Source organism: Deinococcus alpinitundrae (assembly GCF_009982895.1).
Classification (GTDB): Bacteria; Deinococcota; Deinococci; order Deinococcales; family Deinococcaceae; genus Deinococcus; species Deinococcus alpinitundrae.
In genome coordinates this window covers 1-21,941 of sequence record NZ_WXZL01000041.1, presented here as the reverse complement: position 1 = coordinate 21,941, position 21,941 = coordinate 1, and the positions used below count along the sequence as shown (strand labels likewise).

Below are 21,941 nucleotides of genomic sequence, written 5' to 3'. Positions count from 1 at the left end.
TGCGTCCTGGCATTGAGGCTCCTTCGCGCTGTGAGCAGCCTAGCGGCTGGTCTGGGCGAAGTGGCTTGGCCGTTGGTCCGCTCGAGGGGGTTCATTCCATACCTTAACCAGTTCAAGGTAGGCTGACCGTCCGTGAGCGACGCCAAACCCTACCGCCACCGCTTTCCGATGATGATCATCCAGCACGCCGTTTGGCTGTACCACCGCTTCCCCCTCAGTTACCGTGACGTGCAGGAATTGCTCCACCAGCGCGGCATTGTGGTCAGTCACGAAACGCCGCGCCAGTGGAACATCAAGTTCGCCCCGCTCCTCACCGAAGAGTTGCGTTACCGAGAACCCCGACGGGGTTCCCGGTGGTTCCTGGACGAGGTATGCACAAAGATCGGTGGCAAGAAACACGGGTGATGGGGGGCCGTCGATGACACTGGCAGGGTGCTTGACATTCTTGTGCAAACCCATCGGAACACCCATGCCGCGAAGACCTTCTTTGAACGCTTACTCATCAACCACGACGTGCCAGACATCATTCATACTGACAAGCTCTGGAGTTACGGAGCGGCCATCCGAGAACTTCCCGTGCTCCGCGCTGTGGAGCATACTCAGGTCCTCTCGAACGCCCGTTGCAACAACTTGATTGAACAGCGGGCAGGCCCCATACAGGTGTCGTTCTGCCCAAGACAATCGCATCGCCCGACTCGAAAACAGGAGCGAAGTCAGCTGGGCTTCAAGAAACAGCGACGAACGCAGGAATTTCTGGCCTTGCATGCCCGCGTTTCGAATCTCCAGCAACACACCCGCACAACGGTCCCCGCGCTCAATCGAAGAAGGAACCAGTTCAAGGCTCATCTGGCCCGGCAGCACGCCGTTGATGCGGCCGTCTGAACTTCAGACCGCCACTGGCTAGCTTTGCTCTGCTCAATGTTAGGTTGCCAGAACCGCTGAAGCCATTTCTCGACCCCGCCGGGCGCATCATACAGCCATGCACATCACCATCCATCCCATCGTGCAAGAACTGCGCGCCCTGTATGGCGTGGGTGAACGCAATACGTTGGAGCGGTTCTGGGCCTACACGGCGCTGATGTCAAGCGGTACGGAGTTGCTGCCGCTGGGTGACTTTTCGCCGATGGGCCAACGGCAGCCGGAGTATCTGGACACGCTGCTGAACGTAGATGCTGAGGGGCTGGCCGCTGAATACGCCAGAGAGATCAAACCTGGGCTCGAAACTGTGCAGGCAGAGTTCCGTCTCATGCTGGTGGTGGTCGATCAAGCTGGCAACGGCTGGACGCAACGCTGGCTGACCGACGCCGCCTGGAGATTCCAGGCCGAGCAGGTGCCCACGCAACCGGCAGACCGGCGCTGGGTCACGGTGCAACTCTGGACACACGTACCGTTCAGCGCCGGTTACCTGCGCTCCCAGGTGCGCGGGGCGGTCATGCGGGCCGTCTGGCGGTTGAAGCGTGGTCTCCCTATCACGCTGGCCGACCACCTGGCGCAGGAAGGCGCGGCTCTTCGGTACGGCGGTGGCTTGTTTGCTGGAGAACCACTGACCCTAGAACCAGACGAGCTGAACTACACCCGGCAGGTGCTGAGACCATTACTGGGAAGCGACCACTGGCCAACCGTTTTTACCGCCCTGTACGGCGATGAGGCCGCGAGCGAGGTCGGGTTTCCACCTCTGGGGCTGGGGAAGTTGGCGGGGTTTGGTCTGGCGGTGTGGGAGCAAGTGGAAGAGTAAATTCGGGCAGCGTCTCCAGCAACCCTACCGGCCCACGGTCGATCGGGCGACACTTCGACGAACGTGGCGCAGGACGGCCGCGCCGTCCTGCGCGCCGGTCAGGTCATCGGTGCTCTCGACCAGGTCGTCGGGCACTCCACCGGGTCAGCCGCCTGCCTCCATGCCTTTCGCCTCGGACTCGGACCCACGTCAAGCGTGCATATCGCTGGACCGAGTAGCGTGCGGTCTGCCATCAGCGTCCACCTGATACGTCGATGAAGGTGCCTGTCACGAAGGAGGACGCCTGTGAGAGGAGCCACAGCGTGGCCTCGGCCACCTCCTCGGGTGTCCCAGCGCGGCCCAGTGGTACTGAGGGGCCGAGCCGGGCTACGCGGCCCGGTTCACCTCCCGACGCATGAATGGCCGTGTCGATAATGCCGGGTCGCACCGCATTCACCCGGATGCCATCGGCCGCCACCTCCTTCGCCAGCCCGACGGTCAGCGTGTCTAGAGCGCCCTTGCTCATGGCGTAGTCGACGTACTCCCCCGGTGAACCGAGCACCGCTGCCCGGCTCGACACGTTCACAATGGCTCCACCTACCCCCCCGCGGTGGTTCGACATCCGCCGCACCGCTTCACGGGCACAGAGGAACGCCCCGACCACGTTGGTCTCCAGCACGCGCCGCAACCGGGCGACATCGATGTCCGCTACGCGAGCCTGCCTGCCCAGAATGCCGGCATTGTTCACCAGCGCCGTCAGTGGGCCAAAAGCCTCCTGCATCGTGTCGAATACCCGCCGCACGTCCGACTCCTCACTCACGTCACCCTGAATGGCAATAGCCTGGCCACCTGCGGCCTCGATTTGTACGACGACCTGCTTCGCTGCAGAAGCGTCCTTCCGGTAATTCACGCCGACGGCGTACCCATCGCGTCCCGCTAGTACACAGGTCGCCGCCCCGATTCCCCGGCTGCCGCCTGTGACCAGCACCACCCCGCTTGTTGGCTTCATGCCCACAGCCTGCCCGTCGGGCCGCAGGAACGCCACCCACCAGAGCGAGTCAATCCAGCTATGCTTACTGGTCAATAGGGACCACATCCGCCAAAAGATTCGTTCCACGACTGGTCAACGTACTCGATTTTCCTCCCTAAGTCTTCCATCCCTCCCCAGTCACCGTGGCGTTCGACCGGGCTTCAGGCCAGCGAGAAGGCAGACATCGCCTAAAGTGCGTATGTTAACGCTTTAAATCACTCTGGGACGTGCTTTTCATTCTACTGTGGGGCATGACAGGCACTGGGTACAACTCGGACCTCTCGGACCAAGAATGGGTGTTGCTCGAACCGTTGCTCCCTGGTCCAAGGCCGACTGGGCGTAAGCGCATCCATTCTCCGCGAGTCCTGGTGAACGCCATGCTCTATGTGCTGAAGACTGGATGTGCCTGGCGACTCCTGCCACTCAATTTCCCGCTCTGGATCACGGTCTACGCGCAATATCGTAAATGGCGCCTGCGAGGCGTATTCAAACACGTTCATGACGTGCTTCGCGAGCGAGTTCGCATGGCCGCTGGCCGTGATCCGCAGCCCACAGCGGGCATCATTGACAGCCAGAGTGCGAAAACAACCGAAGCTGGCGGCATTCGGGGCTTTGATGGTGCTCAAAAGGTCAGTGGACGCAAACGACACATCCTGGTGGACACCTTAGGCCTGCTTCTGCAGGTGGTTGTGCATCCTGCGGACGTTCAGGATCGTGAAGGCGGCAAACTCGTCCTAGATGGCGTGAGGCAAACGTACCCGAAGTTGGAGAAGGTCTGGGCAGACCAGGGCTACACCGGTGGCTTCCTGAAATGGGCCAAAGACAGCGCCGGAGTCCTGGTGGAAGTGGTTTACCCCTGGTGGAGACAGGCCAAACGGTACACGCCAGACCTCGTTGAGGAGATAGATCCCCGCAAGACGTTTCACGTCTTGCCCCGCCGCTGGGTCGTCGAACGAACGTTCGCCTGGTTGGGGAAATGTCGTCGCTTGTCCAAGGATTACGAGGCTCTTCCAGAAACCACTGACATGTTGGTGTATCTGGCCATGGTTCGGTTGATGCTCCGTCGGTTAGCTCGAGATTCCCCACCTCATCCTACCCTTGAATCCCATATCTCATCGCTCGTTCTATGACAACTCGCCGACTGGATCGGAACGACCTTCCGTTAGGCTGTCAAGAATGGCCACTGACGCACATGGTTGGGTCGAAGTGTATGACCCCGACGACCGCTGCTGGGATGCCGTGGTTGTGGCTACCCAATTCATGGAGCGGGATTACGCCTTGTTTGACACGTGGTTCGCAGGCCGGTCAACAGCGGCTACGACAGCATTTGCTGCTCGTGGGCTTCCAGACGACATCTCCCCACACGTTGCGGCTGAGGTGAAAGAGTGGGGCAGTGTGGAGCGGCCGACCTGGGTACGTTGGGATGAATGCCAATTTCAACCCTTACTTGATGTAGCCGCCCTACCAGGGTGGAACGTTCTTTTCGCCCTGATGGCCACACTCAGCGATGCATACCAACCTCAGCCTGTCCGCCTCGTCATCTGGTTTGATCAATAACAGCATCCACCAGGAACTACCTGCGAGTTCGGAGCAGAGAAATCTCAGAATTCAGCTATTCATTGATGTTAACAAACGCACTTTAGCCGGATCCCACACAATCCTTCTTCGACTGCCCTTCCTGGCCTCTATTTGGACCTTAACCAAGGTAGTCGACAACAAGTTTTCACCTCAAGTCTCATATTCACGCTGCTGACGGGAAGATGCGCACTGTGCTCGAGATGACAGAGAGACGCTACATGACGTCTCCCCTGCCCACTCCCCAATCTGCCATCAGTCCTTGCGGCGTGGGTCTATCGGACAGGCATAACCTAGACCTCTGACACCAAACTTGGCTCTGCGGACACCCTACTTCCTGATGCCAGCTCCATGATTGTTGTTTATCTTTTAGTAATACATCTGTTACTACTTGATACGAATCAACATCAGGGGTAAGTCGCCGCGTGTGCCAGACAACATCGACCGCTACTTTCCCCCCATTCATGACGGTATTTCCCCCCATTCATGACGGTATTTTGGACACTTCCCCCCCCATTCATGACGGGGTTAACCGCTGATTTCCCCCCATTCATGACGGTATGTTTCCCCCATTCATAACGGGGGAACCGAGAGGAGAAGGCGACCTGTTTCCGCTGATTTCCCCCATTCATAACGGTACTCAGGCAGCTGTTCTCCCCATTCATAACGGTATCGGGAGAAAAACGCATGATATACCCACCCAGACGAGGTATTTCCTCTTTTCCCCCCATTCATAACGGGGAATCAGCAGATGGTTCCCCCCATTCATAACGGTATCGTGTTAGCAGGCCAAAACGACTAGACTGGGGTATGTCCAGGGTGCCCACGGTCGAAGAGGCCGAACAGGCCATTGTGCTGCGTGAGGATCTCAATGTGGGTCAATTGGGGCTGATCTCCATCCAACGCAAGATCGCCGAGGATTATGCTCAGTGGAAAGTGAGCTTTAATCGCAACGGCATACCCAGTGAAATCGAATGCAACGGTATTCAAAAGTACGGTGTGCCGCACGGCATCGACAACGATACCTATCTGGCTCTTCAAGAGCTCTACATCGAGCAGGGCTGTCCGGATGACGGGCTGTTCGGGTTCACCATGTACCGATTACTTCAGCTGTGCGGCCTCGCGGATACCGGGGCCAACCGTCAGATGCTGCGGGTCAGCCTAGAGCGCCTCAGCTCGACCCAATACTGGATCAGCGGCGCTTGGCGCAGTCATGAGGACGATGATTGGGTCACAGTCGGCTTTAGATTGATCGAGAAGCTGATTTTTACGAGGTCACGGCGCGATACAGACGGTGCCAAACAGATCGCAGTCACCCTGCCCCGCGAGCTCACCCGCAATATCCGCAACGGGTACTTCAAGCCAGTCAGTGCCACGCTGCTCCGTCAGCTCGGTCAACCGGCCCGCGCGGCTTACCGAGTGCTGGATTCGCTGCGGCATGATCCGGTACAGCACCACGACCGCGCTGCAACGCTCACGATTTCACTGATGGACTTGGCGCAGCGCTGCGGCATCGCCAGCGACAGACCCGACAAGATCCGCCGTACTCTCGAACCGATCCACGAGATGTTAATCCAGACCGAGTACCTGACTGGTGTGGTGATCACAGGTGTGGGCCGCAAGCAGTCGCTGACCTACAGCTTCGGCCAGGCGGTGCCTGAACCGGATGCCCGGCTGGTCGAGCTGCTGGTGGCGCTCAAGGTGCCGCTGGTGGCCGCTAAAAAGGCAGCCTTCGATTACGCAGGACAAGTCGAGGACGGCGTGGCTCAGGCGCGGGCCATCCTGACCCACGGCTATTCGCCCGCCAATCCTGTGGGATTCGTACTCGACGTCGTGCGAAGCTACGGCAACGGTAAGTACGCCTGGCCCAGCGGCACTCACCAGCCCAAGGAAGTGGAGGCCGCACGTACCCGAATCCAGAAGCAGGTCAAGAAGGAGGTAGCCAAGGTCGAAGCTGAGCTGGCGCAGCCGTCGCGTGATGACCTACTGCGGGTACTCAGTTTCCTGCTGGTCGGCGAACATCTGCGGGCCGAGGATCTGGCAACACTGCCGACAGAAACGCTCATTAGCCTGCGCTCGCAAGTCTTGACCCGTCCAGGGGCTGAGCGGCGACAGGTGGCTCAGGGCGTGCGGCGATTGCTCGCTGAACAGCGAGAGTTGCCGTTATGAATGGGGGAGACTGGGAAGTTACTCCTCCTTGCTACAACGGCCTTGGTTTGACGTCTGGGACGATCATCAGTCGGGTCACAACGTTGTGACCTACGGCTTCATACGGTACAGTGAGGTCACTGCATGGTCGTCATGACGTTTTTCAATCACGTGGGTGGAGCGGGGAAGAGCTCATTAACCCGCGATGTCGGCTACACCTTCGGGACCTGGGGGCTGCGCACCCTGCTGATTGACCTCGACCCTCAAGCCAATCTCTCATCCTGGTTGGGCGTGCGAGGCGTGCCCCAGGAGCGGACAGTACACGACACCGCTGTGGATGACCAGCCGCTGCCCGAGCCCTACTCGGTATTCGGCATCGACCTGATTCCCAGCAACATCGGCTTGGCACTCGCCGAGGCGCGGGTGCTGGGCGTCACCGGAGCACAAATGCATCTGCGTAACCATCTTCAGGCCCTGCGCGAACACTACGACGCTGTGCTGATCGACTCACCGCCGTCGCTGGGGCAACTCAGTGTGCTGGGGGCAATCGCGGCTGATCATCTGATCGTGCCGGTGCCCACCCGCGAAAAAGGAATCAACGGCATTGAGGGAGTTGGTCAGGCTCTGCGCTCATACCGCAAGCTTAATCCCCAGCTGAATGTGTCTCTCTTCGTGCCAACCCTGTTCGACCGGCGCCAACTGCATGACAAGGAGGCGCTCAGTGCGATGCGTGAGCGCTTGACACCGCTGGCCAGTCCGATCCCTTACCGCGCCGCGACGTGGAATGATTCGACGTCCGCGCAGCAACCAGTAGGGGTGTTCGCTCCTGGCAGTGAGGCACACCAGCATATTCAGAAGCTGGCGCAGGAAGTAGCGCAGGCCGTCGGCCTGCCGGTGGGAGCCCACCATGGTTAAGCGCCCTCGGCCCAGCGTCGGCAGTCAGCTCGATGAGCTTGTCGGGGGCGGCGGCTTGGAGCATCTGGTGAATGCCCCAAGGGTCGCGCAGACGGTGCCCCTCAACCAGTTGAGAGCTCTGTCCACACAACCCCGGCGACATTTCGATGACGTTACGCTCGCCGATCTGGCCCAGAGCATTCGGGAGCAAGGACTGCTGCAACCCCTGCTCGTTCGGCCTGCTGGGAACGGCTTTGAGATCGTGGCCGGCGAGCGCCGTTACCGCGCAGCGAAACTGGCGGGTCTGAATGAAGTGTCGGTACTGGTCCGGGATCTGACGGATGAGGAAGCCCGTACCCTGGCCCTGGTCGAGAATCTCCAGCGCGAGGACCTCAATCCGGTGGACCGTGCCGATGCTATTGCGCATCTCATTGCCCGGGCCTTGGACATTCCGCCTGAGCGTGTGCCGGCACAACTGAGCGCCCTGCGGAAACATCCTGAACGGGAAGATCACGCGCCGCTGATTGCGCTCGTCGAAGGCGTCTTTAGCATCGTCGGTGGGTCCTGGCGATCGTTTCTGGTTCACCTGCTGCCCGTCTTGCGGTATCCGGAGGATGTCTTGGAGCTGGTCCGGTCAGGCCAACTCGAGTACACCAAAGCGGCGGTGATCGCCCGGATCGGTGATATCAAAGAGCGGGGAAGACTGCTTAAGCTGGCATCGAAAGGAGCGAGCCTGGAGGAGTTGCGAGCTGCCGCTCGGTCTCAGCCTGGAGTCAGCTCGGCCCCGACCCAGGCCCGCCTCGTGGCGAGGTCACTTCATGACTGGTCGCGTGTCGAACGTCTGCCGCTCGAACAGCAGGCCCGTATTGGGGTTCTCCTCGAGGAGTTGCAGGCCCTCCTCGGCGCAGCACCCAGGAGAAACGCGACGTCACCTGAAATGCCGAGCACCAAATCGGCCGGGTCCGGCCGTCCTCCCCGAACAAGTCCACGCTCCTGAACGACACCAAGCAGCCTGACCTCCGATCTCCCTAACCTTGCCCTAAGGGTAAGGGCCTTCAGGCATTGACTGGTAGGTGTTCCGAACCTATAACGCGGGAGAGCACAGACCATCACACCTGTCCCCTCAAGCACCACCAATGCCGCAGCCTGCTGAGATTCCTCGATGACCCCACGATCCCGCCGACGAATAATGCGGCCGAGCGCGACCTGCGCTCAGGGGTGAGCGCCCGCAAGGTCTCCCACTGCAGCAAGACCCAAGGCGGCGCCGACAGCTACGCGATGATCAAGAGCATTGTTGAGACCGCTAAGCGCCACAAGCAGTATCCCCTCGATGTCATGGTTGGGTTGCAGGTTCGCGCCGCCCCCCGATGATCTTGGACCACCGGCGCTCATCACATTCACATACAGTGGAACCAACTGTCCGAGGTTGAGCTTGGCTGACGCGTATTCTGGCGTTATGGGCAGTAAATCTTGACACCACCAGATGCTTTTGTCTCAGGCATCGCTGATCTTTTGGCAGTCTGGGGCTTCACTGGTGATTCCCCGCTTGAAGGTGTTCGCTCTCTGCATCGCTGTCGCCAGCGTCTCGAATGCCACATCCGACAACGGCAACACGCGGACGTCTGGAACGTCACGCTTATCGCCAGTTCCTCGTTCAGCGTTGATCTGTCGATTGATGAACACGTATGGTCGTTCAGAACCTCTCCTCATCTTCTTGACCGAAACCGCCGCGTCCACTGGACGCTGCGACCGCATAAAGTTGATACGGTGTTGAAAGCGCTGAATCGTGAGTATTACGAGAGCTTTCAGCCGTTCTTGAGAGCAACCTCAACTCCCGCCCCCTCAATCCTCCAACCTGTCCGGCGTGCCTTGGAAGTCGTCACTCTTCTTCCCATAGAGGAACAGGGCGCGGGAAGAAAGGCTTTACAACGCAAGCTCGAGGCACTGAAGGCTTGGCACGCAGCACGACAAGTGAGGTAGAGGTGTCATGGTCATCGGGTCATGTCGGCGAAATGGTGCAAGGCTACGCCTTGCTGCTTGGCCCCTTCATCTCAAATCGACCTCCGCTAATCACATAGCTTGACTGAGATGTTGCGGTTTATAGTTTCATGCAAAAAAGGGTTGTGTTGCCTTAATCGGCGTGGGGTAAGCTGACCCGCCATGACCGACCCGAAGCCCTACCGCCACCGTTTCCCAATGACCATCATCCAGCACGCTGTGTGGCTGTACCACCGCTTCCCGATCAGCTACAGAGATGTTCAAGAATTGCTGCACCAGCGTGGCATTCAGGTCAGCCATGAGACCCTCCGCGAGTGGTGCATCAAGTTTGGGCCCCTCTTCGCTGAACATCTTCGTCACCGGGAACCCCGACGGGGTTCCCGGTGGCACCTGGACGAGGTCTGTACAACAGTTGATGGTATTCGACACTGGCTTTGGAGGGCCGTAGACGAGTACGGGTTCGTGCTCGACATTCTCCTCCAGCGGCATCGGGACACCGAAGCGGCGAAGACCTTCCTGACCCGGCTGTTGGGAGAATACGATGTCCCAGAGGTCATTCGTACCGATCAGCTCCAGAGTTACGGAGCGGCGATTCGGGAGATTCCAAGCCTGGTTGACGTTGACCATCAGGCGGTGATCTCCAAGGCCCGACGAAGTTCTCTCTCAGGATCGGTATCAGATACGACTGCTCATAACGTAATGAGCAGCGTCGACCTGCGGTTCCCCAGTCACCCACGGTTCTGGCAAGTTGTTGCAGGCAAGGCTCAGCCGAGGAACACCAAGAGCAGGTGGCCTGAACTTCAGGCCACCTGCTGCACGACGGCCTTCCAGCTTCGCAGTGCGGCTCTCAGGAAAGAGCGTCGGTCGTGAGCGGGTATGGTCGAGCGGATAGAGCCGTGAAGATTGGTGTCTTGGGCAGAGCAGCGCTCATGAGGACGCTTGCCCGCTGATTCTCGCGTGCAGGTCGAGAAAGCCTTGCGCACGTTTGACCTGTCGAAATCCGAGTTGGCTCCGTTCCTGACGTCGTGTCGGCCGATGAGATTGTTCAATCAGATTGTTGCACCGGGCGGTTGAGATCACCTGCTGGTGATCGACATCGCCCAGTACCGGAAGTTCGCGGATGGCCGCTCCATCACTTGCAAGCTTGTCGGTACAGACTGCTTCCGGGACGTCATATTCACCCAGAAGACGTTGGGAAAGTGATGTCGCCGCTGAGGTGTCACGGTGCCGTTGGAGGAACACGTCAAGCACAGCACCGTGTTCGTCAACCGCTCGCCACAGCCAGTGGGTGACGCCGCCCATAACCACGTGCATTTCGTCCAGATGCCACCGGGAACCCCGGCAACGTAAGTTCCGGGCGAACCCACTCCTGACATGAATGCACCAGGTGCGGATGGATTCGCGGGACACTTCGATGCCTCGCTCGAACAATCACTCCTCGACGTCCCGGTCACTCAGGGTCTACCGGTGGTCAAGCCAGACGGCATGACCGATCACCGAAAGCGGGAATCGGTACCCTGGAAGCTTCTGATCGGTCAGCCCGGCTTCACCCTACGCCAACAACTTGCCAGAACCCGCTAGCCTATAGTTGCCGTTATGACTGCAACTGAGCTGCAAGAGGGCAAAGCGTACTCGCGTGTAGAAATCAACGCCCTGCTGGGTGGGAGCCTCCAATCCTTTTTGCCTGATAAGGATGGACGAGTCGTTGCAGGATGCTTGAGTCTGGAGTGGGGACCTCATGCTCCTCGGGAAATCCTGGCAGGCAGCACGCTCGGAGTCAGTCGAGTAGCCAAAATGTTGTGTGAACAGCAAGAACCTATTCCTGTATTTATGAAGGAGCCAGGAGGTTGGGTCTATGCAGGTATGTACCGGGTAGGGCACTGGACAGAAGATCCAACGGTCCTTGCTACCTATGCGAAGGAAGCAGGGCGAGATGATCAGCTAAGCCGCGTCGTGTTCTTGATCCACGTAAAGAAGTGACATGGAGATTTAATGTCTGTTGCTAATGATTTACGCCTAAGGTGGCATTGTTGCACAAGAACACATATCAAAGTAAGGCCGCTACTCCAAAATTATTCTGCTGTAACGTGGACTTACGCTGTCGTCGACGGTTTCCCTTTCATTATGCGGGAGACAATGCAATGAATGTAGCATTGGAACAGGAATTCGAGATCGCCATGATTAACAGCGTGGAGCAAACTAAAGAAATTGGCTACAATCCAACTCGGTTCAATCTAATGGTGAAACGAAATGGTGCCTGAGCCACTGCAAAAAATTTATTGAGTATTTCTCAAGTATCTGAGGAATTCAGGACATTATAAGAAAACGAGCGTCTTGATCTGTCTCTCGAGGCGCTGGTGCTTCAGCCAAAGTGGGAAGATCTGTTCACACCAGAAGAAATCGAGAAGGCACGATCACGACTGATCGATAGTGGTTATCTTAGAGTGCCCTGAAATTTACTACCTAATTTGCTAACAGCCGATTATCAAAAGTGGGTTTGGGTCTAAAAGTTGCTGGCTCCAAAAAGAGCGGCACTGGTCTCCAGATCGGCAAGCTGGGCCAGGCAGTGAGCCATGAAAAGGTTCAAACCGCCCATTTAAGCGGTGCCCGAAGAGGGCCACCGGCACAAGTGAAGTCAGTGTGGAAGCAGGGAAAGTCAGCCCCGCTCAGTTCAGCCTGGGATCGGTCGGGTGTACCGCGAAGACCCCGCCCCAGGGCCGGTAACGGCTGCGCGTCTCATCGCGGCGCAACTGCCCATCCTGACCCCGAATGGTACGGACGATTCGCACGTCCATCCCCTGTGAGGGCATGTCCACGCGTACCGCCTGGCCGAGCTTGAGGGCGGGATCGGCCATGAACCCAGGCGGCCGGGCGGGCCGGATACGGCTGATCAGCGGCTCTTCGACGCGCACCTCGCGCCGCTCACTGCCGAAGAGGTCAAAGCGTAGGGTCTGGGCCTTCAGGTCCCACGACGCCTGGATCAGTAGCGCTCCAGCGGTGTCGTTGCGAAAACGCAGGTTGAGGCTGGGGGCGTAGACTGTCGCCTCGAAGCCGGGCGGGTCGTAGTAGCTCACCTGATGCGAGTGCGCGTGCCGCTCCACGATCTCTAGTCCGGCGCTGTAAGCCGCCCGGAATACCGTGGTGGAGACCTGGCAGATGCCGCCCCCATCTTCCAGGCTGAGCGTGTCGCCCGAGATCACGTAGCCGGGCACAAAGCCGCGCGCTGAGGAGATGCGCCCCACCGAACGATTGAAGTTGAAGACCTTGCCTTTCCCCAGCAGCAGGCCGCTGAGCAAGCTGCTGCCCACCCGAATGTTGTGGACCCGGAAGTCCGGGCTGCCCGTAAAGGCCGACCTCCCCGAGCCAACGTGACGCATCACCCCCACCGCTTGGAGCTGCCTGACGGTTCGTTTGGGCGGGACAAGCCGGACCGGCACCACGACTTCGCTGGCCCCAGCCCGCAGGGCCGTCAGCAGCCGCATCTCGGTGGTCGCCCGGTCCACCGTCCAGCCAGTCTGGGCACGGGCCGTCCAGCCGCCCGGCCCTTGGACGAAACGGGCGTCCAAAGGCCTGCGCAACTCAATGTGGCGGTAAAGTTCTCGCAGCGGCGCACTGGCCACCAGCTTTCCTGATCGCATCGCCACGGCTTGCTCTGGCGTGAGCATCAATGGGTAGCTGCGGCGCAGGTACTCCACCCGGACCTGGCCGTCTTCCAGCACAGGCTCTGGTGCCACCACCACCAGTGCGATTGGCCGGGTGGAAACGCTGACCGGCGACGCGCTGCTGCTTGTCGTTGAGTTGCTGGGGGCCAATGCCGCGCCCAGGATCAGCGCGGCCGACAGAATGAGCGACGGCAACACGAAACGGCTCGGCATGGTTCGGGCATCTCCAGGGTCATCAAGGGAGGCAGAGAGAACAAAGCAGCAGGGCCGGAAACTTGCCCGGCCCTACCGCTCAAATCAGACTCACTGAGGCGGCAGCAGCACCGTGTCGATCACATGAATGATGCCGTTGCTGGCCCGCAGATCGGCCTTCGTCACGGTGGCGTCGTTGATCTTCACCGTGCCGCCGCTGGCGTTGACGGTCAGGCTGGCTCCGTTGGCAGTCTTGGCGCTGGTCAAGCTCGAAACCTGGGCGGCCGTCACCCGACCCGGAACGACGTGGTACAGCAGCACCGCCCGCAGCTGGGCGGGATTGGCGAGCAGCGCCTGGAGCTGGGCAGCGGGCACCTTGGCGAAGGCCGCGTTGGTGGGTGCGAAGACGGTGAACGGTCCGGCCCCACTCAGCGTCTGGGTCAGCCCAGCCGCCTGCACTGCCGCGAGCAGAGTGCTGAAGTTCGGGTCATTGCTGACGATTGCCGCGATGGTATTGCCGCCCGGCACCGCTGCTCCGCCGCCCGCCACCGCAGACGAGGAAAAAACAAGGGCCAAACCCAGAAGCGCAGTCAATTTCTTCATACATTCCCCCAAAAAAAAGCGTCAACTCTTGTCATGAGAGGTGATCCATCAAAATCTCAGAATCTCTCAGTAATAAGGCAAGGAAACCCAGCGACACAATAGGAAACCGGTAATGTGAGATCAGATTGATCACACTCTTTACGATCTCCTGCTCAAGCCAATGACTTTCCGGCCTGGAAGGATGCTAATTGGTGTAGAAAGCGGGCTAGGTATCTCTCCGTACAGTTCGATGAAGGATAAACTGACGTGTAGAACTAAACTCAGCGTCCCAGCGATGTAACAGGCAGATCAAATCCGCAAGTCGGGCCACTCTAGTGGTCGGGTTGTGGCAACTTAACCGCAGTAGGCTGATCGTCCGTGACTGACCGCAAGCCCGACCGCCATCGCGTCTTGGACAGAACGGACTCGCCTGAGCAAGCCTGGCCGCTTCCCGATCAGCATCATCCAGCACGCCCTCTGGCTCTACCACCGGTTCCCTCCAAGCGAACGCGATGTCCAGGAATTGCTGCACCAGCGCGGCATGGTGGTTAGTCACGAAACGCTGCGCCAGTGGAATATCAAGTTCGCCCCACTCCTCACCGAAGAGTTCCGCCACCGGGACCCCCGGCGGGGGTCCCGGTGGTTCCTGGATGAGGTGTGCACCGAGATCGGTGGTAGGAAACACTGGTTGTGGCGGGCCGTCGACGACACCGGCGCGGTGCTCGACATTCTTTTGCAAACCCACCGGAACACCCATGCCGCGAAGACCTTCTTTGAACGCTTACTCATCAATTATGACGTCCCAGACGTCCCACACACCGACAAGCTCTGGAGTTACGGGGCGGCCATTCGAGAACTTCCCGTGCTCCACGCTGTGAAACATACCCAAGTCATCAGGGCAGCCTGTTGCAACAACCTGATTGAACAGCGGGCAGGCCCCACACGGGAGGAGTGGCGTCCTCATGGGGAGGAATGGCACCGTACGGGTGTCCGTTCATGACGACAGTCCGTCCACGACGAGGGTGCCGTTTTGCCCAGGACAGTCGCATCGCCCGACCCGTGAACAGGAACGAAGTCAGCTGGGCTTCAAGAAACCGCGACGAGCGCAGGAATTTCTAGCCCTGCATGCCCGCGTTTCGAATCTCCATCAGCACACCCGTACCACTGTCCCGGCGCTCAATCGAAGAAGGACTCAGTCCAAGGCCCACCTGGCCTGGCAGCACGCCGTTGGTGCGGCGGTCTGAAGTTCAGACCGCCGCTGGGGAGATTTGGCCTGCTCGTGTTTAAGTTGCCAGAACCGGTTGGGTGAATACGACGTTCCAGACACAGTCTGCACTGACAAGCTGGCGAGTGATGGGGCGGCCATCCGTGAGCTTCCGACGCTGGATGACGTTGATCACCAACAGGTGATCTCGTGTGTTCGCTGCAATCACCTGATCGAAGCAGCGGGCAGGCCCCATCCGGGCGCCGGTCTGCCCAAGACAATCTCATCGGCCCACACGACGTCAGGAACGGGTTCAACTGGGTTTCCGGTAGGTCGAGCGGACCCAAGGATTTCTCGCCCTGCACGCCAGAATCAGCGGGCAAGCGTCCTCATGGGTGCTGCTCTGCCCAAGACACCAACCTTCACGGCTCTACGCGCTCGACGATTTCCGCTCACGACCGACGACTTTTCCTGAGCAGGGGTCTGCGAAGCTGGAAGGTCACCTGCTCCCGATGCTCCTCGATTACACCCTGTCGACAACAACTTGCCAGAACCCCGCAAGGACCTTGGCACATCGAAGCCGCGCGCTCCAGCGATTCCTCCCGTCGCGCATGCCTCCGTGTGCGAGGTGAAAACCCAATTGGCTCTATTCAGGCACTTGAATGAGCCGCTACATGGCTGATCTGCTGAAACACGTTTGCGCCATGACGCGGATGGTGGCGGTCAAGGCCACAGGAGGCTCCAGAAGCGTTGGCTGAGCGCCAGGAAGATGGCCTGGCTCGACTACGAAGCGGTTCTGCGCGAACTCCTTGAACTCGCCGGGGACCATTCGGTGCAGGCATGACCCGGCCGAACCGCTTCGCGGCCCTGACTGAGGGCGGTGGTGCAGAAGAGCCGGCTGAGCTGCGGCAGGAGAGAACCAATCACCCTCCTGCTGAGACGGTGCGTATGCTCGGTGGGCGGGTCCCCGACAGCATCTTCCGGGAATTCAACCGGCAGAAAGTTGTCGCTGAGGAGGAACTGGGCGTCCGCAAGATCACCACTGAAGAAGGGCTCGAGGCCCTGGTCCGGCTGCTCCGGAATGCGGAGTTCAGAGGCCAGTGGCTACAGACGCTGCAAGAGATTCGAAAAGGTCGCAGAGGTTGAGGCGCTGAATGGGGGGGGGCCTGTCGGGAGAGCTGCCGGTCTGACTTCGCTACCCGTGAGGGCGCGGGCGCAACTTAGCAAAACGCTGGCCAGCACCACTTATAGCACTCCGATTTCTCTCCTGAATTCGGAAAGCTGCACCAGGCCGCAGTATTTCGATCTGGTCCGCCGTGCTCGATCTCCCAAGCTGGCCACCTCGAGGCACGAGGCTCAGCGCGCTGGAAGTCTCCGAGAGGACCAATCTCAGATGTGAGCCGTTACGCGGCTGCTTCTAGAGGCTGGTTGACGCGGGTTTGAAGTTTGGCGGGATGATTTTGCTGCGAGCAAACTGGAGTGATGGATCGCCGTGCGTACCCGAGTGATGTGGATGACGAGACGTACCACTTTTTATTGCCGTACCTGGCATTGACTCCAGAGGGTGCCCCGCAGCGGAAATTTCCGCTGCGGGAGGTGCTGAATGCGCTGTTATGGATGAGCCGGACGGGGGCGCAATGGGCGTCTCCCACATGATCTGCCACCGGCGGGGGTGGTCCGCAGCCAGGCGAAGCGCTGGTTCGAAGCGGGGTGCTTTGAGAACGCCGTACACGATTTGCGCCTGCTGAGCCGCGTTCAGCAGCAGCGTGGCGGGGAGCCCACGGCCATCATCATCGACAGCTGGACACTGCAAAGCACGCCGGAGAGTGGACATCGCGCGGGGTTCGATGGCGCGAAGAAGGGCAAGGGCACGAAGGTCCATCTGGCGGTCGATACGCTCGGTCACCTGTTGACCTTGACCACGTCGCCGGCCAATGAACAGGACCGGACGCAGGTGGAGGCGTTGTGCCACAACGCCCAGGAGCTCGCCGGTGGGATGCTGGAGGTCGTGTTTGCTGATCAAGGCGACACCGGCGACCACGCGCTTGAAGCCGCGCGCAAGAGCAACATCGAGTTGATCGTCGTGAAGCGTCTGGACGCTTCACGTGGATTCGTCTTGCTTCCAAAACGCTGGGTGGTCGAGCGTTCGTTCGCCTGGCTCTCACGATTTCGTCGATTGGGACGGGATCTGGAACGGCTCTCTTCAACCTTGATCGGCTTCCATTTCGTCGCTGCCTGCGTTCTGTTGCTGACCAAACTCAGGCCCCTCTTTGGATAGCCAGTCCTCCAACTTCTAGACTTTACGACCGACCCTTCAAGGGTGTAGGGAGCTTTACCACCCCGCAAGTTCATCTTTGAGATCATCGGCTGGAAGTTCGGCGTAGCCCTTGCGGGTGGTATCTACACTCTCATGACCCAGGTGCGCGGCGACTCGGGCAAAATCCCTCAGCTGCCTGAGCAACCTTGTCCCGGCATATTTGCGCCCCGGGTGAAACCCTCGAAACGGCACCCCGGCTTGTTTGAAGGCTTTCTCCAGATGGTACTTGGCGGCCATGTAGGTATTGAAGCGAAAGACCCGTTCGCTGGGCGTCGCCCGTTTGCCATCGGTGTGGTTGGGTCCGCCGAGACCGTACTGCATCCGGTAGGCGCGGGTGGCCCGGGCCAGACTGGTGCTCATCGTCACCACCCGGCTCTTGCGACCCTTGCCGCTTTGTACCAAGACACGGCGGTTCTGTTCGTCGAGATCATTCCACTCCAGATCGAGCGCTTCACGGATGCGCAGACCCGCGTGGGCAGTCAGGAAGAGCAGGAAGCGCATCTGGGTGTCACAGTGCTCGAGGACGTCGGCGATGTTGTCTTCGGTATAGGGCGGACGTTTGACCAGACCGCTGGTGCGGTCTTTGGGCACCCGCACGTCGCGGAACGGATCGGCTTCGGTGGCGCCGGCCCAACGTAGGGCGCGGTAGAGCGCGCTCGCGGCAGCAACCTTGAGCTGGACGCCGGCCGGCTGACGTCCGGCGGCCAGCATCTGGTTGACGTAGCTCTGCGCGTCGTGCCGTCCGGGCCGCAACAGGTTCCAGGCCTGTTCGGTGGTGTGCTCGACGAATTGCCGCACACCGAGTTGATACGCTTCGATGGTGCGTGGACTGGTCAGCACGCCCGCACCGCCACCGTGGACCAGATACGCGACGGTGAGGGCCTGAAGTTCAGCGCTGTCTTTTTCGCCGGCGGCTTTGACGGCCCGCCGGCGCAGTTCGTCGTCGTGGAGTCCGGTGAAGGTGCGGCTGTGGGCCAGCAGGTTGCCGCGGTAGTGATCCAGGGTCACAGCAGCTATCTTATACCTAAAGTCCCTTAGGTATAAGAAGATGTGGTTGAGCACTCAGCTTGGTTCTGTCAGGTTAATCCTGCGGCTGGCAGACGAACAGCAGGGGTGGCCTGAACTTCAGGCCACCCCTGCGCCAATCTCACGCCACATCTGAAATTCCTCAGTACGGGACAACTTGGCTTCAAGCTCGTTTCCGGGTCGTCGTACGTCTCGCCAAACACTGGGGCTGTGACCATACTGCCGGCACTGATTCCTACGTAAACGGTCTCGCGCAGAGACGGCATCAGGTCTGACAGCCCCGATTCCTGCATCCAGCGGCTCAGGTACACGACGTCGCCCCCAAACACCAGCAGGGCATCAGTCTCCTGGACCGCAGCGGTCCAGACCTCTTTGCTGATACCGGGAAGCGCTGTCAGTTCGAGTACGCCCAGTGACTTCCAGCCCAGTTCGCACATGGGATTGGCCGTCGTGCCGTTGATGAACCGGTAGGCCATGGAAGGCCCCACAGAGAAGGGGTAGATCGCTGTGGGAATGCACAGAGCGCTGGACGCAGCGATGGGTTTGCCCAGAAGGTCGACCAGTGCGGTGTGGATGCTGGGGTTTTTGATCCCAGCAGACGTGAGCAGAAATTTCACTGGCTTCTCTCCTTGTGATGGCCTCACCCTCTTGGATGACCACGACCCCGACGTCGCGGTCGCTGACGATGATCTGCTGTTCTTGCAGGGCAAGGATGGCTTGGAGGGTGGCTTCAGGAAGGACCAGGTGCTGTTCGCTCACGCTTGCTCTCCGCCTTCAGAGTGGTATTTGAGTGGCACGCCGCAATCATTCCAGGCCGTCGGCACGCCGCCCTTCCGCCAGCTCACCGTTCCCAACACGTTTTCCGAATGGAGTAGAGACGAAGGGGCGGAGTCGATCAACGGGTGCAGTCATTGGTCCACGGGGCGACACCAGGAGTCCCAGAGCGGGTGAGGACTACGGAGGTGTAGAACTGTCCATCGCTGAGCAGGTCACGCTGGAAAATCAATGTCATCGGCCCGAACCCGGTGGCGACTTTTTTGAATATCGAAGTGTTCTGCTGGTTCAGCCAGGTGATGATCGCTGCACTGCGTTCAGGCAGCAAGTTGAAGCATGTCAGCGCCACTCGGACGACGTTCTTGCTGAAGAGGTCGAGCTCATCCGGCGTGAGGTATTCCTTGAATGCAAACACGCTCAGCGTACTAATCCGGCTTCCACTCCCACTGGCGTTCCCGACACCCAGCATCAACGGATTGCCCGCGCTGGTGCGCTTGATGACCATAAAGATGTCGGCGGTCAGCTTTATTTGTCCACCGCTACCGGTCATCAGTGTGCGGATCGCCGTCGATTTTGCTGCGGCTGTGGGAAGAAGGAGCGCCGCCAGAAGCATCGTTCGTTTCATACCCTCTCCCTCTTTCTCCTCAGCGTTCTTCAGTCGGCAGCTTGCTCGGCGGCCTAGGCCCTCGCGGTGGAGTGGGTCAGCTGAACAATCCAATAATGAAGCGGATCAACGCCCAGACCGCCCACAGGACAGCCGCCACCATCAACAGGAAAACGGAGCAGCGGATCAGCTCGCCGTTCATGGCTTGAGCTCGGCGGTACGGACTCGGAAGTAGAGGGCGGCGCGCTGGGTCATGGGTTCAGCTCCAGTTCGGTGACCTGATACTGCATGATTCTGGCCCCAATCTGCACCTGAAAGGTGTCTCCCAACTGGCGGCCTTCCAGCTGGGCACCCACCGGGCTGGCCTGGGTGATCTGAGTCACGCCATCGATCACGCCCCCAGCTTCAAGGGGCGAGACCAAGCGCACCCGCAAGGTGCGCCCCGATGCCAGGTCGGTCAGTAGGGTGGTACTTCCCAGCACGACCCGGCCTTGTTCGGAAGCGTCCTGGGTGATGACCTGGGCATTGGCCAGCAGGTCTTCGAGCTCGGCGACCTGCGTTTCAAGTGCAGCCAGTTGCTCCTGGGCTTCGACCAGTCCGAGGTTTTCGGCTTCGTTGGCTTCCATCTGGTCGCGGACGTACTCGCGCGCTTCATCCATGCGGACGCGCTGACGCTCGAGTTGCCGCTCCAGGCGTCGGTAACCGTCCTGCGTCAGTTGTGGGGGTGACGGATTCACACCCTCACGCTTCTGTCAGCGCATCGATCGCCTTAGTGACGCGCCGTTGCCGGGTTTCGGGATTTTTCGTGCCCTCGACGGACAGGACATGCTGGCGCTGCTGGCTGTAGGAGAGTCGACTGAAATGCTCGGCAGCGGCTGGGTTGTTCTCCAGTGCCGCTTTGAGGTCATCCGGCACCACAACTTCACGTGGGGCCGTGTCGAGCTCTAAAGCAACACTGACCCGGTCACCTGCTTCTACGCCAGCAGCCTGGCGGTGCTCGGCGCTGACCGGGAGCATGAACCGTCCGCCCATCACGGCAATGGTGCTGCGGTAAGGATGGCCGTTCAGGACGACGGTGACGGCTGGCTTTTTGCTGCTGCCCAACGCAGTGACCACGTCGGCCGGCACTTCAATGCCAGTCGCAGTCTTCTTAGCGGAGAGGAGGGTGGTTTCAAACGTCGGCATCAAGGTCTCCATGGGTTGTGCGCGAAGGATGGACGTTCTCTGATCGGTAGAACTTTACTGTGCTCCATTCAGGCCCCTTCCCAGTCTCCTCAGTCACCCCAGACCGCCAGCACGCCGCCCGTTCAGCACGCCCTCGCACCAGCACACGCCCATCATCCAGGCTGCTGAGCCGAACGCCCGGCAGAATACCGGACAGCGTCTCGGTCTGTCAGTCTCACGACCGCGTAGTGACCCTAACCCCATACCTTGACAACTTACCCTGTCGCGATCCCCCGAGCCTACAGCGGTCTATACCCTCCCAAATGCCGAAATCAGATACCCTGAATGCCATGTTCAGTGTCCATGATCTGCCTCCTGCATTGCCAGAACCAGCTGCGCTCGCCTGGCTTGAGCGGACAGCGGTCATGATTTCCGAACGTCTGCCGGGTGTGACCAGTCTGCTGGTGGCTCAACGCGGTGAAATCACCTTCGAGCGGTACTTCGGTATTCAAATGAATGAACCCCAGGACACCCAGTCAGTGACGAAAAGTCTCGTTTCGCTCCTGACTGGCGTGGCGGTACACCGAGGTCTCTTGAGGGTGGATCAGCCTGTTTTGCAAGACTGGCCATACGCCGCCAGCATGATCCGTGACCCGAGCTGGCAGCAGGTGACGGTCGGCCACTTGCTGACGATGACTTCGGGCCTGCCTTCGGAGATCACCGACCCGGTTTATGACGATGCCTGGTTCCTGAATTCTGATCCGTTACGTTTCACTCTGGAGCAGACGCTGCGAACTAAACCAGCCGAAGCCTTTCATTATTCCAATGCAGGGGTACACCTTCTCGGTGCCTTGCTGGCTCATACAGTGAAACAATCTCTGGATGATTTTGCACAGGAGGTGCTGCTCACACCGCTGGGGATTCCAAAGAGACTCTGGGAAACAGACCTTCAGGGGCAGGTATGGGGCTCAGGGACGCTGCACCTGACGCCACGCGAGATGCTACGTCTCGGCCAATTGGTGCTTCAGCAAGGCTGGTGGCAGGGAAGGTCGGTGGT

20 protein-coding genes and 5 pseudogenes are annotated in these 21,941 nt (G+C 59.7%); 16 read left to right on the top strand and 9 right to left on the bottom strand.

Annotated features, from left to right (window positions below):
* The first annotated feature begins 132 nt into the window (after window positions 1–132).
* Together GUI70_RS20825 and GUI70_RS20820 are read left to right on the top strand one after the other, a co-directional pair.
* Window positions 133–882: pseudogene (locus tag GUI70_RS20825) on the top strand (IS6 family transposase).
* 97 nt (window positions 883–979) lie between these two features.
* The gene (locus tag GUI70_RS20820; protein WP_161884209.1) at window positions 980–1,735 is read left to right on the top strand and encodes a hypothetical protein; all 756 of its coding nucleotides are present in this window, start codon (window positions 980–982) and stop codon (window positions 1,733–1,735) included.
* 232 nt (window positions 1,736–1,967) lie between these two features.
* Here GUI70_RS20820 and GUI70_RS20815 read toward each other — a convergent pair whose 3' ends face one another.
* Window positions 1,968–2,723 (bottom strand): SDR family oxidoreductase, encoded by a 756-nt coding sequence (locus GUI70_RS20815; RefSeq protein ID WP_161884208.1) that lies wholly within the window; start codon window positions 2,721–2,723, stop codon window positions 1,968–1,970.
* A gap of 272 nt (window positions 2,724–2,995) precedes the next feature.
* Here GUI70_RS20815 and GUI70_RS20810 point away from each other — a divergent pair, with 272 nt between their 5' ends.
* The 8 genes and pseudogenes from GUI70_RS20810 to GUI70_RS20775 all read left to right on the top strand — a co-directional run.
* A complete protein-coding gene (locus GUI70_RS20810; RefSeq protein WP_161884207.1) occupies window positions 2,996–3,874 on the top strand; it encodes an IS5 family transposase in 879 nt (292 codons plus the stop codon).
* Window positions 3,875–3,920: 46 nt separating this feature from the next.
* The gene (locus GUI70_RS20805) at window positions 3,921–4,301 is read left to right on the top strand and encodes a hypothetical protein (RefSeq protein ID WP_161884206.1); all 381 of its coding nucleotides are present in this window, start codon (window positions 3,921–3,923) and stop codon (window positions 4,299–4,301) included.
* A gap of 828 nt (window positions 4,302–5,129) precedes the next feature.
* On the top strand, window positions 5,130–6,488 hold the full coding sequence (locus tag GUI70_RS20800; RefSeq protein ID WP_161884205.1) for a replication initiator protein A: 1,359 nt from the start codon (window positions 5,130–5,132) through the stop codon (window positions 6,486–6,488).
* Window positions 6,489–6,611: 123 nt separating this feature from the next.
* The gene (locus GUI70_RS20795) at window positions 6,612–7,382 is read left to right on the top strand and encodes a ParA family protein (protein WP_161884204.1); all 771 of its coding nucleotides are present in this window, start codon (window positions 6,612–6,614) and stop codon (window positions 7,380–7,382) included.
* Window positions 7,375–8,358 carry a ParB/RepB/Spo0J family partition protein gene (locus GUI70_RS20790; protein ID WP_161884203.1) on the top strand — a complete coding sequence of 328 codons (984 nt, stop codon included), beginning with the start codon at window positions 7,375–7,377 and terminating at the stop codon, window positions 8,356–8,358. Before GUI70_RS20795 ends, GUI70_RS20790 begins: the two co-directional genes overlap by 8 nt.
* A 65-nt stretch (window positions 8,359–8,423) precedes the next feature.
* Entirely contained in the window at window positions 8,424–8,732 is a 309-nt protein-coding gene (locus GUI70_RS20785) for an IS66 family transposase (RefSeq protein WP_161884202.1), read from the top strand.
* A 99-nt stretch (window positions 8,733–8,831) separates the two neighbouring features.
* On the top strand, window positions 8,832–9,341 hold the full coding sequence (locus GUI70_RS20780) for a hypothetical protein (RefSeq protein ID WP_161884201.1): 510 nt from the start codon (window positions 8,832–8,834) through the stop codon (window positions 9,339–9,341).
* Between the two features lie 180 nt (window positions 9,342–9,521).
* Window positions 9,522–9,972, top strand: a pseudogene (locus tag GUI70_RS20775) (IS6 family transposase); the annotation flags it as partial.
* Between the two features lie 187 nt (window positions 9,973–10,159).
* Here the strand turns inward: GUI70_RS20775 and GUI70_RS20770 are convergent.
* Window positions 10,160–10,898, bottom strand: a pseudogene (locus tag GUI70_RS20770) (IS6 family transposase).
* 57 nt (window positions 10,899–10,955) lie between these two features.
* On the opposite strand from GUI70_RS20770, the gene GUI70_RS20765 reads away from it, so the two are divergent.
* A complete protein-coding gene (locus GUI70_RS20765) occupies window positions 10,956–11,339 on the top strand; it encodes a DUF6697 family protein (RefSeq protein ID WP_161884199.1) in 384 nt (127 codons plus the stop codon).
* 686 nt (window positions 11,340–12,025) lie between these two features.
* On the opposite strand, the gene GUI70_RS20760 is transcribed toward GUI70_RS20765, so the two are convergent.
* Both GUI70_RS20760 and GUI70_RS20755 read right to left on the bottom strand, forming a co-directional pair.
* Window positions 12,026–13,234, bottom strand: a complete 1,209-nt coding sequence (locus tag GUI70_RS20760) for a VanW family protein (protein WP_237725087.1) — start codon at window positions 13,232–13,234, stop codon at window positions 12,026–12,028.
* A gap of 90 nt (window positions 13,235–13,324) precedes the next feature.
* Window positions 13,325–13,816 (bottom strand): fasciclin domain-containing protein, encoded by a 492-nt coding sequence (locus tag GUI70_RS20755; RefSeq protein ID WP_161884198.1) that lies wholly within the window; start codon window positions 13,814–13,816, stop codon window positions 13,325–13,327.
* Between the two features lie 409 nt (window positions 13,817–14,225).
* On the opposite strand from GUI70_RS20755, the gene GUI70_RS20750 reads away from it, so the two are divergent.
* The 4 genes and pseudogenes from GUI70_RS20750 to GUI70_RS20735 all read left to right on the top strand — a co-directional run bounded on the left by GUI70_RS20750 (window position 14,226) and on the right by GUI70_RS20735 (window position 17,277).
* Window positions 14,226–14,795, top strand: a complete 570-nt coding sequence (locus tag GUI70_RS20750) for an IS6 family transposase (RefSeq protein WP_438503504.1) — start codon at window positions 14,226–14,228, stop codon at window positions 14,793–14,795.
* A 40-nt stretch (window positions 14,796–14,835) separates the two neighbouring features.
* A pseudogene (locus GUI70_RS20745) lies at window positions 14,836–15,039 on the top strand (IS6 family transposase); the annotation flags it as partial.
* A gap of 800 nt (window positions 15,040–15,839) precedes the next feature.
* Window positions 15,840–16,145 (top strand): hypothetical protein, encoded by a 306-nt coding sequence (locus GUI70_RS20740; protein WP_161884197.1) that lies wholly within the window; start codon window positions 15,840–15,842, stop codon window positions 16,143–16,145.
* A 336-nt stretch (window positions 16,146–16,481) separates the two neighbouring features.
* A pseudogene (locus GUI70_RS20735) lies at window positions 16,482–17,277 on the top strand (IS5 family transposase).
* Window positions 17,278–17,331: 54 nt separating this feature from the next.
* On the opposite strand, the gene GUI70_RS20730 reads toward GUI70_RS20735, so the two are convergent.
* The 5 genes from GUI70_RS20730 to GUI70_RS20710 form a co-directional block, all read right to left on the bottom strand.
* Window positions 17,332–18,324, bottom strand: coding sequence for a tyrosine-type recombinase/integrase (locus GUI70_RS20730; RefSeq protein ID WP_161884196.1), 993 nt, complete (start codon window positions 18,322–18,324; stop codon window positions 17,332–17,334).
* Window positions 18,325–18,392: 68 nt separating this feature from the next.
* Window positions 18,393–18,959: a Type 1 glutamine amidotransferase-like domain-containing protein gene (locus GUI70_RS20725; RefSeq protein ID WP_161884195.1), complete on the bottom strand. Its 567-nt coding sequence runs from the start codon at window positions 18,957–18,959 to the stop codon at window positions 18,393–18,395.
* A 278-nt stretch (window positions 18,960–19,237) separates the two neighbouring features.
* Window positions 19,238–19,741, bottom strand: a complete 504-nt coding sequence (locus GUI70_RS20720) for a hypothetical protein (RefSeq protein ID WP_161884194.1) — start codon at window positions 19,739–19,741, stop codon at window positions 19,238–19,240.
* A 230-nt stretch (window positions 19,742–19,971) separates the two neighbouring features.
* Window positions 19,972–20,457, bottom strand: a complete 486-nt coding sequence (locus GUI70_RS20715; protein WP_161884193.1) for a GreA/GreB family elongation factor — start codon at window positions 20,455–20,457, stop codon at window positions 19,972–19,974.
* A 4-nt stretch (window positions 20,458–20,461) separates the two neighbouring features.
* On the bottom strand, window positions 20,462–20,905 hold the full coding sequence (locus GUI70_RS20710; RefSeq protein ID WP_161884192.1) for a YdeI/OmpD-associated family protein: 444 nt from the start codon (window positions 20,903–20,905) through the stop codon (window positions 20,462–20,464).
* A 302-nt stretch (window positions 20,906–21,207) separates the two neighbouring features.
* Between GUI70_RS20710 and GUI70_RS20705 the strand changes: the two genes are divergently transcribed.
* A partial coding sequence (locus tag GUI70_RS20705; RefSeq protein WP_237725086.1) for a serine hydrolase domain-containing protein occupies window positions 21,208–21,941 on the top strand: 734 nt, incomplete at its 3' end.

What these genes read in the sequence shown, in the direction of transcription:
- GUI70_RS20820 (WP_161884209.1), top strand. Translation starts at nt 980, where the DNA reads ATGCACATCACCATCCATCCCATCGTGCAAGAACTGCGCGCCCTGTAT.
- GUI70_RS20815 (WP_161884208.1), bottom strand. Translation starts at nt 2,723, where the DNA reads ATGAAGCCAACAAGCGGGGTGGTGCTGGTCACAGGCGGCAGCCGGGGA.
- GUI70_RS20810 (WP_161884207.1), top strand. Translation starts at nt 2,996, where the DNA reads ATGACAGGCACTGGGTACAACTCGGACCTCTCGGACCAAGAATGGGTG.
- GUI70_RS20805 (WP_161884206.1), top strand. Translation starts at nt 3,921, where the DNA reads ATGGCCACTGACGCACATGGTTGGGTCGAAGTGTATGACCCCGACGAC.
- GUI70_RS20800 (WP_161884205.1), top strand. Translation starts at nt 5,130, where the DNA reads ATGTCCAGGGTGCCCACGGTCGAAGAGGCCGAACAGGCCATTGTGCTG.
- GUI70_RS20795 (WP_161884204.1), top strand. Translation starts at nt 6,612, where the DNA reads ATGGTCGTCATGACGTTTTTCAATCACGTGGGTGGAGCGGGGAAGAGC.
- GUI70_RS20790 (WP_161884203.1), top strand. Translation starts at nt 7,375, where the DNA reads ATGGTTAAGCGCCCTCGGCCCAGCGTCGGCAGTCAGCTCGATGAGCTT.
- GUI70_RS20765 (WP_161884199.1), top strand. Translation starts at nt 10,956, where the DNA reads ATGACTGCAACTGAGCTGCAAGAGGGCAAAGCGTACTCGCGTGTAGAA.
- GUI70_RS20760 (WP_237725087.1), bottom strand. Translation starts at nt 13,234, where the DNA reads ATGCCGAGCCGTTTCGTGTTGCCGTCGCTCATTCTGTCGGCCGCGCTG.
- GUI70_RS20755 (WP_161884198.1), bottom strand. Translation starts at nt 13,816, where the DNA reads ATGAAGAAATTGACTGCGCTTCTGGGTTTGGCCCTTGTTTTTTCCTCG.
- GUI70_RS20740 (WP_161884197.1), top strand. Translation starts at nt 15,840, where the DNA reads ATGACCCGGCCGAACCGCTTCGCGGCCCTGACTGAGGGCGGTGGTGCA.
- GUI70_RS20720 (WP_161884194.1), bottom strand. Translation starts at nt 19,741, where the DNA reads ATGAAACGAACGATGCTTCTGGCGGCGCTCCTTCTTCCCACAGCCGCA.
- GUI70_RS20710 (WP_161884192.1), bottom strand. Translation starts at nt 20,905, where the DNA reads ATGCCGACGTTTGAAACCACCCTCCTCTCCGCTAAGAAGACTGCGACT.